The sequence below is a fragment of the Dyella sp. LX-66 genome, assembly GCF_018599165.1.
Taxonomy (GTDB): domain Bacteria; phylum Pseudomonadota; class Gammaproteobacteria; order Xanthomonadales; family Rhodanobacteraceae; genus Dyella_D; species Dyella_D marensis.
In genome coordinates this window covers 123,073-135,321 of record NZ_JAHFVJ010000002.1, presented here as the reverse complement: position 1 = coordinate 135,321, position 12,249 = coordinate 123,073, and the positions used below count along the sequence as shown (strand labels likewise).

Here is a 12,249-nt window from a genome sequence, read left to right as displayed (position 1 = left end):
GGGGCATCACGATGACGATCCCCAACAGATCGTCAGTAACGCAAAGCGAAACGCGTTGCGGCGCTAGCGGCGCACGCTAGCGCCGAGCGATGTCGGACGCATGTCAGTCCACGTCGCTCCGATGAATTCGAGACAGGCCGCCTTCGGCCCCTGCTTGCCCGCTTTCGCCCACCCTTGCGGCAGCGCCTTGTACACGGGCCAGGTCGAGTACTGGCCGTGCTGATTGACCACGACTTCGTAAAGTGTTTCCGACGGGCGCAAACCGGTAGACATGCGTACTCCTAACGAGGGACGTCCTGGCGCCAACGCGCGCACGACGTTTCAGATCCATGGAAAACGATGCTGATACGGCAGGAATGGCGGCAGGCACGCGCACCTGCTGGTGCGCTGAGCGGCATGCTTGACCCTCCCCTCTTAGATTCTTCAAACAATGCGCGCGGCTTTGCAAGCCGCAAGTTTTTGCGTTGCCGTGTGCAGTTGGCGTTTTCGCCGATTCGGCGGCGTACTGCGGGCGCGCGTACGCATGCGCGCGCGCGATGCGCGCGCATGTGGCTCACTGGTACGCGATGCGTTCTTTGGTGAACAGGATGAGCCGAGAACGTTCGCGTTCGCGGCGTGCGCTCAGGCGCCGTCGTTCGATTCGTTCAACATGGTCAGCACGCCGAACGACTTGTGGCTCGCTGCCTGGCCGCTGGCCGCCTGCACGGCATCGGTCGCTTTCGCGGCGGCATCGGCCTGCCCCATCACCTGCTCGACGATCTCGATCTGTTCCGGGCTGCCGAAGGGGCTGGTCAGCATCGGCGACAGCAGGGAAATCAGGCGCGCGAGCACCACGGCATCGCTCAAGGTTTCGCCCATGCCGAGCGAGGCGATGAGTTCGTCCATGTCCTCGCCGGCGAGTAGGCCGGACAGGCTCTTGAGGATGAAATGCAGGCGCATGCCCAGTTCGTTGCGCGGCAGTTCCGGCAGCGCGCGCGAGAACGCCTCGAAGAAACGCCCGAAGATCGGACGGTAATGCTCCTGCAGATGGTCGCGGATAAACGGCGAAGGATCGCTGTAGACGCGGCCGAGCAGGCGCATGAAGGCAGGACCGCCGGCGGGATCGCGGCTGAGCCGCAGCGCCGGCACGAACAGGATGCTCAACACGGCCGACGCATGCAGCGGCTTGCCATCCGCCTCCTGTTCGCAGGCGGCCAGCAATTGCAGGCGCTCCTGGTTGAGGCGATCGAGCCGCTTGGACAGCAGCTCCTGCACCAGCAGTTCCTTGCTGCCGAAGTGGTAATTCACGGCGGCCAGGTTGGCGTCGGCCAGCTGGGTAATCTGCCGCAGCGACATGGATTCGAAGCCGCGCTCGATAAACAGCGCTTCGGCTGCCTGCAACAGGCGGATACGGGTATTTCCCGACGCGGTCACTTGGCTATTCACGCGTAAATTCTCACCTTTGCTGTTCTACCCGATCCTACCAGCACGGACGGACCATAACCGGCATAAAAACGAGTTCAATATCCAGAATTGAATAGGCGTTTCGGTGGGAGTAACCCCTCTCCCTTCCCTGCGGGCAAAGGAGAGGGGTTTTATTCCGCGAAAACCGGCGGCTTATTCAAAGATAATCGTGGAACCCGGCTTATTTTTCGCTGGCCTGCACGTAGATGGTCGGCCCGATCGCCGTATCCCCGCTCATGATGGCCGTGTTCTTTCCTGCCGCGGCTGGCAATCCTTCCTTGAGGTTGACCGCGGCCGTCACGATGCCCTGCAGGATCGGCGTGACGATCGGGATCGGCAGCAAGGTATTGCCGCAGCCTTCGGCCTTGGGCACCGCGAAGGAGTTGTCGACCAGGGTGCCGCCATCGGCCATCAGGATCTGCCCGACCGGGTCCGTCGTATCGAGAAACGACAGCGTGGCCGGCACGCCGCTGATCGGCGTATTCGGCGCCGGCGGGCTGGTGGTATTGGCGACCAGTTTCAACATGATCGGATGGCTGGCCGAGCCGATATAGCAGGTGTTGCCCAGGAAGGGATTCTGCAGATGGATGCGGATCGGCAGCTGGATGACGGTGGGATCTTCCGGCGGCGATGGCGGGAACGAAGCGTTGATCAGGTTGGCCTGCGCCGGCCCCACCGGCTCCGCGGTGGCGTAGACGTCATTCACCGTATTGACGATATGCCAGAACGCCTGCGCCAGCGGACCGGGCCAGGTGCTGTCCGGCTCCATCAAGCCGAGCAGGCCGCCCGGTACTTCCAGCGGCGTCGCCGACATGGCGGGCGCGCCATCGACGGGAACGTAGAGCGCGCCCAGGCCCGCGATATTGTTGACACCGCCCTGCAGCACGATCGGCTTGGTGATCGGCACCGTGGCCTTGCCGATCTTGAACGAGCCCGAGGAGATGGTGGAAACGACGCAAGCCGTGACCTGGTCGTTCGATTGATACGGGCAATGCTGGAAAACCGCATAGTCGCCCGAAGGTGTTCCGGCACTCGCCGTCTGCGCGCAGATGCCCAGCGCGCCGGCGGCGGCAATGCCGAAGAGCTTCAATGTTTTTGACATGGTGATCTCCGGTGTTTCTAGTGAAAGCTTGCGCATGGCAAGCCATGGATTCCGGCACAGCCGCACCAGGCCCGCGAGCGCCATCAAGGCCCTGCAAGCGGCTTCTCACTTCAAAATCAGCTACGGCACGACGCTCGATCGCGGCGCGGATAAATAAGGCTGCGCAAGAGGTCGCCCTCTTGCGCAGCGGTACGACGGAAAAGCATCCCAGCTACGCCGTCCCTGGCGCGTCCCGGCCAAGCTCCTGCCGGCCGGAACGCCATGCCGCTCCTTGATTACGGATACACGATGCTCAGCGTGGCGCCGCCACCGGTGTTGACCACCGGCAGGTTGCCGCTGGTCACCGCGCAGGCGCCCGGATTGAGCTGGCCGTTGAAGGTGGCCACGCCGTTGTTCAGCGTGATCGGCACCGGGCCGGCGCCGCAGGTCACCGGGTTGCCGTTGATGCCCACCACCTTGACGCCCTGGGCCACGCCACCGCTCGCGCTGGTGATGTTGAGCGCCCAGTTGTAGTTGGTCGCCTGCAGGTTGTTGCAGTTGGCATTGTTGCCGTTGGCCGGATCCGGGCTGAACACGGCGCTGGTCACGGAGCCCACGCCGCCGACCACCGAAATGGTGAAGACGGAATGGCACGGAATCCTGATTGCGCCGCCGAGCGCCGACAGACTGGTGGAACCCGCAGCGGTAAACGTACCGTCCGGCGTGAAATGCGAAGCGAAACTAGGCGCGGCGGCCAACATGCCAACAGCCAGCACACCACTTGCAGCGATGGATTTGACGAAGGTCATGCGATGACTCCTTTCAAGGTTGGGAGGTGCGATCAGCACCAGGCTGCACCGCAGCCGGAACGCAGGCCGCAGTGGCTTGCGCCGGCAACGCACAGGGCATTGCCAGCGTGGATGCGGGGACATCGCAGACGCGCCTGCGCTATCACCGCATAAGAGCGGTGAAACCTCTCAGTTGAAGCCCATGCGAACGGAGACCCCGTAGATCCTGGGATCGAGAGTGAAGACGTTCGTGGTCAGGCCGCTGTCGTCGCTGTTGACGAAGGCGTCCGTAATCGGTGTGTCGTTGAACAGGTTCTTGACGTAGAGCTGTACGGTGAGATCGGTCTTCGCCGACTGCCAGGTCAGCGAGAGATTCGCGTTGCCCCAGCCGCGCAGCTTGTCCGACACCGTGTTGTAGATGCGCGCATAGCTGGAGCTCTGGCGGTAGTAATCGCCGCGCAGGGTGAAGTCGCCGCTGGCGGTGAAGAAGGTGTACTGCGTGCCGACGTTGCCGGTCCAGTGCGGCGAGTTCGGCAGCTGCTTGCCGCCGAGATCGGCGTAGAAGCCCTTGCCGCCGTTCGGCGCCTGCGTATTGGGATTGTAGAAATCGCCGCTGGCCAGCTGGATCGAACCGTCCGGCGCGACGTAGTTGCTGGTCGGGAACGGACCGCCGCAGAACGAGGCGATATCGTTGAAGGCCAGCACGTAGCCGCTGGTCTGCGCCCACTGCAGCAGCTTTTCCACTTCCGCCTTCGGCGCCACGCAATTGGACGCCTGCTGCAGCCAGGGCTTGATCACCACGTAGTCCGGATTGCCCTGCGTGCGGTTCAGCACGTCGATCGAGCGGGAACCGTTGGCAAGCCGCGTATGCAGATAGCCGAGGTTGCCGTCGAAGCGCAGTGCGCGCGTGGCCTGCCAGGCGCCTTCGAGCTCGAAGCCGAAGATCTTCGCATCGAAGTTCTCGTTCAAGGTGGCGCGGTCGACGATCTGCGAGACCTGGTAGTCCTTGTAGTCGTAGTAGAACGCGTCGGCGTTAAGCATCAGCTTGCCGCCGTCCATCATGTTCTTGGTGCCGATCTCGAACGCATTGACGTATTCGGGCTTGAACGTCGACGGGCCCGGATTGAAGTAAAGGTTCTTCGGATCGGCGCCGATGCCCGGCGAGTTAGTGCCGCCGGCCTTGTAGCCGCGCGACAGCGAGGCGTAGACCAGGGTCTCGTCGGTGAAGGACAGCTTCGGCTTCCAGTCCAGCACCAGGCGCCCGGTCGGCTTGCGCCAGCGTTGGTCGATATCCGGCAGGTGCGGATAGCCGTAATTGACGTAGCCGCCACCGGCGGCGCCCGGCATCAGCAGCAGCTGGCTGGGCACCGGCGTGCTGATCTTCTGGTCGTCGGTGTAGCGCAGGCCGGCGGTCAGTTTCACCGTATCGGAAAGCTGGTAATACAGCTCGCCGAACAGCGCCTTGGACTTGGTCTCGCCGATATTCTGGCTGCGGAAATAGTTATGGCCCTGGCCGTTGATGCTGCCGATCGGATTCGGGTCGATATACACGCAGGAGTTGTTGTACTGGTCCAGGTAGTTCGGCGTGCAGTTGATCGGCGTGCGGCCGAAATAGCCCTGGTTGAAGAATTCCTGCGCGGTGGCGGTAAACACGTTGTTGAAGACGAAATAGTCTTCGTCGATCTTGTAGTCCAGGTAATTGGCGCCGACGCTGAAATTGAAGCGCCCGTCGAACGAGGACTGCAGGCGGAATTCCTGCGACCACTGCTTGCTGTGCGAGCGCACCAGGTCCACCGCCAGATAACCCTTGGACGGACCGAGCTGCGGATCGGTGTACACGCCGCCGGGCGTGATCGGATAGGCGGGGCCACCGAAGTTACCCGTCACCGGATCCGGGAACGGATTCAGCAGGCCGTTCGAATCGTTGAAGATCGGGTTGGACTGGAAGCGCCCGTAGTCCTGCGTCGAATAATAGAAATCGCGCGAATAAGCCGTCTGCGAGATCAGCTTCAGATCCTCGCTGGGCTTGAACTCCAGGTTGATCTGGACCACGTCGTTCTTGGCCTTGAAACGCGGGTCGTAGCTGGTGGCGATGGTGCGCAGGTTGGTCGACTGCTGCACGCCGGCGAAGGGGTCGCCCGGCTTGACCAGCGACGGCGTCTCGAGAAAGTCCGGCGTGATGCCCAGCGGCAGGCTGGTGCGCGCGAACAGCAGCTGCGACAGGCTGGCGCCGTTGGGCACGCCGAACGCGCCCTTGCCGTAGAGCGAGCCGGGCTGGCAGCCCTGGCTGAATTGCGGCTGGTTGAATTCGGGCACCGCGGTGTCGCCGATCTGGGTCGGGCCCGGATCGTTGTGGCAGAGCTGCTTGCCGGTGCGCGAGCGGTCGTCGTTCTCGTTGAAGTGCTCCCACACCAGGCTGGCGTTGAACTTGTCGCTGGGCTTCCACAGCAGGCCCATGCGGCCGCTCCACAGGTCGCGGCCGTTGACGTCCTTGTTGGTCACGGTGTTGTTGTCGTAGCCGCTGCGCTTGGTCCAGGCACCCGCCAGGCGGTAGGCCAGGGTGTCGCCGATCGGCACGTTGACCATGCCGCTGAAGCGGCGGCTGTCATAGTTGCCGGTTTCGGCCTTGAACCAGGAGTCGAAGCCATCCAGCGACGGCAGGTTCGGGATCATGTTGACCACGCCGCCGGTGGCGTTGCGGCCGTACAGGGTGCCCTGCGGGCCGCGCAGCACTTCGATGCGGTTGACGTCGAAGTATTCCTGCTCGAACAGGCGATTGCGGATCAGCGGCGTGCTGTTGAAGCTCACCGCTACGCCGGGATCGGTGGTGACCGACAGCGCCTTGGTGCCGACGCCGCGGATCGAGAAGTTGTAGCTGGCGAAGTTGGATTTGGAGAACGTCACGTTCGGCGTGGCGCGCAGCAGCTCGGCGCCGCCTTCGATCTTGTGGTCGTCCAGCGATTGCGCGTCGAACACCGACAGGGCGATCGGCACGTCGATCGGACGCTCCTCGCGCTTCTGCGCGGTCACCGTCACTTCGCCGAGCTGGACGACCTTGTCGGCGTCCGCCTTGCTGCCTTGCTTGCCGCGGGATTTCTTGTCGGGAGCGGCCTGGCCGCCCGCCTGCGCCTGGGGATCCGCCGCGGGCGCGGCATTGCTCGCCGCGGGCGCCGGCTTGGCGTCGTTCGGTGCCGCGGCATCGCGGCCGTTGTCGGTGGCATGCGCGCGCGCCTGGATGGCTAGACAGGACAGAATCGCCAGCATGAGCACGCGTGGCTTGACCGACGTATGCGGCCGATATGGCTTGTGTTGCATTACTCCCCTCCCAATGAAGAGTCGCTAGGCGCGACACCTGTATCCCCGGCCCGAAGGCCCTCCCCCTAGAACCACTGCAGAACTACGCAAACCACTGGACGCGGCGCGCCGGCGGACCGGCCGCTACGGCGGCTTCGTCGAAAGCGGAAGCCGCTACCGGCGCCCTCTCGCCGCCCATCGCCGGGACCATCACTTCGTCCGCGGCGCGAAAGGGATCGCGGCCGCCAGCCCGCACTCCCCGAGGCGCGGCCGCCGGTATCTCCGGTTCCACCACTTCCGCGGTGGCCACCACCTGGCCCACCACCTGCTCGACCTGGCTGTCGCGCTTCGGATCGCGGAAAGGCGTGACCAGGATCGGCGTGACGAACACCAGCAGGCGCGTGATCACCAGCGATTCGCTGACCGGCTCGCCCATGCAGATGGCGCAGGCCAGCTCGGCCAGGTTCGCCCCCGCCATGACGCCGGCCAAGGCCTTCAGGCCAAAGCGCAGGCGCGTGCCCAGTTCACGCGGCGGCAGTCCCGGCAGCGCGCGCTTGAAGGCCTTGAAAAAGCGGGTCGAAATCGACCGGTGGCTTTCTTTCAGATAACCGCGGATGACCGGCGATGAATCGCCATAGGCACGCAGCAGCAACTGGATCCGCGTGCGTTCCCCGATGCTGTCTTCGCGCATGCGCAATACCGGGATAATCAAGGCGCCAAGCACGGCCTGTGCGGCAATCGCGCTATTGCCATTAGGTTGTTCGCACGTTGCGAGCAAATGCAGGCGCTCCTGATTCAAGCGATTCAGACACGAAATCATCAATTCGCGCATCAAGGCTTCCTTGCTGCCGAAGTAGTAACTGACCAGGGCGGGATTCGCCTGCGCGAGTCCCGCGATCATGCGCAGCGACGTCGCCTCATAGCCGTGCTCGACGTACAGCGTCTCGGCTGCACGCAACAGGCGATGTTTGGCGCCCTGCTCATCGTTGAGCTGATTCGACATCGGTTGCCGGTCCCCGCTGATCCTCCGGCCGTCCCCGCCTGCCCCTCCGGCAAGTGGAACGTCGGATTCAAGTCTCCATTTGAACGCGTGGTTTCATACGAGCGTTCGCAAGATTGACTCGCGTAGGGGTAAAAGCAAGTTGCAACGCAAGGACTGGTATCGGGCGCTTTTGAAAGGCGCATGCCGTTGGGTAAAAACCCTTTAAATCAGCGCTTGAAGCGTTTCCGACAACGTCAGCTTCACGAAGGCGAGGAAACGGTGCGCAGGGGGTATTTTCTGCGGCGCAGCATTTGGTGATCCGATTAAAACTCTTGGTTAATTCAATTAGTTGATCCGGGTATAAAAGATTTTCACGTGGTTATCACGGGAATCGGGACTTGGGGCTAATTGCTTTTGAAAAGCGCTTGGGCGTTCTCGACCCTCAGCACATCGCTCCGACCGCCCCCTCACCCCGGCCCTCTCCCCGGAGGGGAGAGGGGGATGCAGGGCGAGGCGAAAATCGAGCGAAGAGCTCGCGGCGCAGCCGCGGCGTTCCGCTGGTGCGCTTTTGCTCTGGCTTTTGCCTTTGCTCTTGATCTACCGGGTCCCCTTGGCGCCGGCGGTGAGGGCTGGACGAAAAGGCCCCGCAGGGGGCGGGGACACGATGTCCCCGCCTTTTTGATCAGGGCATGGATGCCCTGTCAAAAAGCCCGGCCAGCCCTCACGGACCCGTAGGTGGCGTAGCCACCGGAGGGCGCCAAGCAGGGTGCCCTCTCTTTTTGGTTACTTTTTCTCTGGGCACGCAGAGAAAAAGTAACTCGGGCCGCGGCAGCGGCACGAAACACTCGCCGCAGGCGAGACACCCACGCGTCAGCGCAACAACCAAGCGATACCGCCACTGGATCCCGGCCTACGCCGGGATGACGAGCAAGGGGTTGCGCACCCTTCGTTGCGCAGAACTTCCGCAAAGCGTGCCAACCCACTGTTCCCCAAGGCCCGCAGCACGCTTATCCACAAGCTTACCCAGCCCACATCCACAAAACCTGTGGAAAACCCCCCGTCACATGACGACGTCATGACCAAAACTCTCGCAGCGCGTCCACACACCCGCCCCATCAAACACTTGAGGATGTTTTCCACAGGCTCACCTGCAGAGCATCCACAGCAACTGTGGAAAACCCACGCTCAGCATGTGTGCTCGCCGCCGCGGCGTTGGAGTTCGCTGCGCTCACTCCAACCTACGCCGGTGCGCGGAGATGCGAAGCAAACCCGCGACAGCATGACCAAAACTTTCGCAGCGCGTGCGCACACCAACACCATCAGACACTTGAGTGTGTTGTCCACAAGCTCACCCGCAGAACATCCACAGCAGCTGTGGACAACACCACGGTGCCACCACGCCGCCGCGCGCGAAAACGCATGTTTTCAGCCATTTCGCAAGCGTTTTCTGCACGCTGCGGCGTTACGCGCATGACCAAAACTTTCGCAGCGCGTGCGCATCGCAACACCGTCAGTGACTTGCAGTGCTTTTCCACAGGCTTACCCGCAAACCATCCACACCGCCTGTGGAAAACATCTGCGCGCGCGCAAAAAAAATGCCGCCTCGCGGCGGCATTTCTCTTGAATCGCGGCAGCGGCGATCACGCGGCGCGCGGCGCCCTGGTGAGGATGCCCAGCACGTCGGCGAGCTTGTCGCGCATCTCGCGGCGGTCGACGATCATGTCGATGGCGCCGTGCTCCAGCAGGAACTCCGAGCGCTGGAAGCCTTCCGGCAGCGTCTCGCGCACGGTCTGCTCGATCACGCGCGGGCCGGCGAAGCCGATCAGCGCCTTCGGCTCGGCCACGTTGACGTCGCCGAGCATGCCGAGGCTGGCGGACACGCCGCCGGTGGTGGGATGCGTGAGCACGCTGATGTAGGGCACGCCGGCGTCGCGCAGGCGCGCCAGCGCGGCCGAGGTCTTGGCCATCTGCATCAGCGAGAACAGCGACTCCTGCATGCGCGCGCCGCCGGTGGCGGAGAAGCACACCAGGGCGCTGCGCTCGGCCAGCGCGCGTTCGGCGGCGCGGGCGAACTTCTCGCCCACCACCGAGCCCATCGAGCCGCCCATGTAGCTGAACTCGAAGGCCACCGCCATCAGCGGGCGGCCCTTGAGCTTGCCGCTCATGGCCAGCAGCGCGTCCTTCTCGCCGGTGGACTTCTGCGCGGCCACGATGCGGTCGCGGTACTTCTTGGAATCGCGGAACTTCAGCGGATCGGTGGGCTCGAGGTTCGACCACAGCTCCTGCGTGGAGCCTTCGTCCAGCAAGGCCTGCAGGCGCGCGCGCGCCTCGATCGCGTGGTGATGGCCGCACTTGGGGCAGACCATCAGGTTGCGTTCCAGCTCCGGGCGGTACAGCACGGTGCCGCAGCCGCCGCACTTCTCCCACACGCCCTCGGGGACCTTGCCCTTGCCGGCGTTGGAGCTCTGCGTGCGCGCACGCGGGGTCATGATTTTCTGCAGCCAGTTCATCGCTACACCTCAAACGTTCCTGACCGAAACGATCAGGAAGATCGTTTCAGTGTGCGTCCAGCGCCGTGCGGATCGGTTGCAGGAAAGCCCTGGCGCGGTCGGCGATGTCGTCCGCCCGCTCGGCCCCCGCCAGCCGTTCGACCAGCGCGCTGCCGATGACCACGGCATCGGCGAATCCGGCGATGGCCTTGGCGCTCTGCGCATCGCGCACGCCGAAGCCCACTGCCACCGGCGCCTTGGCGCTGGCCCGGATCCCGGCCACGCGGGCCGCGATGTCCGAGGTACTCAGGCGCCCCGCGCCGGTGATGCCGGCAAACGACACATAATACAGGAAACCCTCCGCCGACCCGCACAGCCGCGCCATACGCGCGGGTGCGGTAGTGGGGGCCGCCAGCAGGATCTGCCTCAGCCCGGCGGCCTTCAGCGGGGCCAGCACGGCCGATTCCTCCAGCGGGCAATCCACCAGCAGCACGCCGTCCACGCCGGCCTCGACGGCGGCGCGGGCGAAGCGCTCGTAGCCGTGGATCTCCACCGGATTCAGATAACCCATCAGCACCACTGGCGTGTCGGCGTCGCGCTGGCGGAATGCACGCACCCAGCCGAGCACGTCGGCCAGGCCCACGCCCTTGGCAATGGCGCGCTCGCTGGCGTGCTGGATCACCGGGCCGTCGGCCATCGGATCGGAAAACGGCACGCCCAGCTCGATCACGTCGGCACCGGCCTCGACCAGCGCGTGCATCAGCGCCACCGTGTGTTCCGGCGCGGGATCGCCGGCGGTGACGAAGGGAATCAGGCCGGTGCGGCCGGCGCGCTTGAGCGCTTCGAAGCGGCGGTCGATGCGGTTCATACCTGCACTCCTTCGCGGGCGGCGATGGTGTGCACGTCCTTGTCGCCGCGGCCGGACAGGTTGCACAGCACGAGTTGGTCTTTCGGCATGCCGCGGGCGAGTTTGATCGCCTGCGCCACGGCATGGCTGGATTCCAGCGCGGCGAGGATGCCCTCGGTGCGCGCCAGCAGATGAAACGCTTCGAGCGCCTCGTCGTCGGTGACGCCGACGTATTCGGCGCGGCCGGCATCCTTCAGGAAGGCATGCTCGGGGCCGACGCCCGGGTAATCGAGGCCGGCGGAGACCGAATGCGTTTCGGTGATCTGGCCGTTGTCGTCGCACAGCACGTAAGTGCGGTTACCGTGCAGCACGCCGGGGCGGCCGGCGGCGAGCGAAGCGGCGTGATGGCCGGTGGCGATCCCCTCGCCCGCCGCTTCCGCACCGACGATGCGTACATCGGCATCGTTGAGGAACGCATGGAACAGGCCGATCGCATTGGAGCCGCCGCCGACGCAGGCGGTGATCGCATCCGGCAGGCGGCCGTACTGCGTGAGCATCTGCTCGCGCGCCTCGCGCCCGACGATGGCGTTGAAGTCGCGCACCATCATCGGATACGGATGCGGGCCGGCCACGGTGCCGATGATGTAGAAGGTGTCGGCCACATTGGTGACCCAGTCGCGCATGGCTTCGTTGAGCGCGTCCTTGAGCGTCTTGGAGCCGGAAGTCACCGGCACCACTTCGGCGCCGAGCAGCTTCATGCGGTAGACGTTGATCTTCTGCCGCTCGATATCCACCGCGCCCATGTACACCACGCACTTCAGGCCGAAGCGCGCGGCCACCGTGGCCGAGGCCACGCCGTGCTGGCCGGCGCCGGTCTCGGCGATCACGCGCGGCTTGCCCATGCGCTTGGCCACCAGGGCCTGGCCGATGGTGTTGTTGATCTTGTGCGCGCCGGTGTGGTTGAGGTCCTCGCGCTTGAGCAGGATCTGCGCGCCGCCGACGTGCCGGGACAGGCCTTCGGCGTGATAGATCGGGCTGGGGCGGCCGACGTAGTACTTCAGGTCGCGATCGAGTTCGGCGAGGAATGCCGGGTCTTCGCGCAGGCGCAGGTAGGCCTCGGTCAGCTCGGCGATCGGCGCCATCAGGGTTTCGGCGACGTACTGGCCGCCGAAGTCGCCGAAGCGGCCGTGCTCGTCGGGCCAACGGTGGAAGTCCTGGGACATGTGCGGTTTCCTCTAGCGGCAGGGGCGCCGCGAAGAACCTTCCCGCGGGCGCCAGACCGATAAATTAACGCACGGACCGGCCATACGAAAAGCGATAAGATC

Annotated in this window: 10 protein-coding genes; 1 reads left to right on the top strand and 9 read right to left on the bottom strand. The window is 64.4% G+C overall.

Annotated elements, in window-relative coordinates; all coding sequences use genetic code 11:
• Positions 1–63: 63 nt before the first annotated feature.
• The 3 genes from KK141_RS04410 to KK141_RS04400 form a co-directional block, all read right to left on the bottom strand.
• Positions 64–273: an MbtH family NRPS accessory protein gene (locus KK141_RS04410; RefSeq protein ID WP_214571617.1), complete on the bottom strand. Its 210-nt coding sequence runs from the start codon at positions 271–273 to the stop codon at positions 64–66.
• Between the two features lie 348 nt (positions 274–621).
• Positions 622–1,425, bottom strand: a complete 804-nt coding sequence (locus KK141_RS04405) for a TetR/AcrR family transcriptional regulator (RefSeq protein WP_345777593.1) — start codon at positions 1,423–1,425, stop codon at positions 622–624.
• 199 nt (positions 1,426–1,624) lie between these two features.
• On the bottom strand, positions 1,625–2,545 hold the full coding sequence (locus KK141_RS04400; protein WP_214571618.1) for a hypothetical protein: 921 nt from the start codon (positions 2,543–2,545) through the stop codon (positions 1,625–1,627).
• On the opposite strand from KK141_RS04400, the gene KK141_RS04395 reads away from it, so the two are divergent.
• On the top strand, positions 2,517–2,702 hold the full coding sequence (locus tag KK141_RS04395; protein ID WP_214571619.1) for a hypothetical protein: 186 nt from the start codon (positions 2,517–2,519) through the stop codon (positions 2,700–2,702). The genes KK141_RS04400 and KK141_RS04395 overlap by 29 nt on opposite strands.
• Before the next feature lie 118 nt (positions 2,703–2,820).
• Here KK141_RS04395 and KK141_RS04390 read toward each other — a convergent pair whose 3' ends face one another.
• From KK141_RS04390 to trpB, 6 genes are all read right to left on the bottom strand, one after another.
• Positions 2,821–3,333, bottom strand: a complete 513-nt coding sequence (locus tag KK141_RS04390) for a hypothetical protein (RefSeq protein ID WP_214571620.1) — start codon at positions 3,331–3,333, stop codon at positions 2,821–2,823.
• Between the two features lie 168 nt (positions 3,334–3,501).
• Positions 3,502–6,627, bottom strand: a complete 3,126-nt coding sequence (locus tag KK141_RS04385) for a TonB-dependent receptor (protein ID WP_214571621.1) — start codon at positions 6,625–6,627, stop codon at positions 3,502–3,504.
• A gap of 82 nt (positions 6,628–6,709) precedes the next feature.
• Positions 6,710–7,609, bottom strand: a complete 900-nt coding sequence (locus tag KK141_RS04380; protein WP_214571622.1) for a TetR/AcrR family transcriptional regulator — start codon at positions 7,607–7,609, stop codon at positions 6,710–6,712.
• Positions 7,610–9,228: 1,619 nt separating this feature from the next.
• Positions 9,229–10,098, bottom strand: coding sequence for an acetyl-CoA carboxylase, carboxyltransferase subunit beta (gene accD / locus KK141_RS04375; RefSeq protein WP_214571623.1), 870 nt, complete (start codon positions 10,096–10,098; stop codon positions 9,229–9,231).
• Positions 10,099–10,144: 46 nt separating this feature from the next.
• Entirely contained in the window at positions 10,145–10,945 is an 801-nt protein-coding gene (gene trpA / locus KK141_RS04370; protein ID WP_214571624.1) for a tryptophan synthase subunit alpha, read from the bottom strand.
• Entirely contained in the window at positions 10,942–12,147 is a 1,206-nt protein-coding gene (gene trpB / locus KK141_RS04365) for a tryptophan synthase subunit beta (protein ID WP_214571625.1), read from the bottom strand. The genes trpA and trpB overlap by 4 nt, the downstream gene beginning before the upstream one ends.
• Between the last annotated feature and the right edge of the window lie 102 nt (positions 12,148–12,249).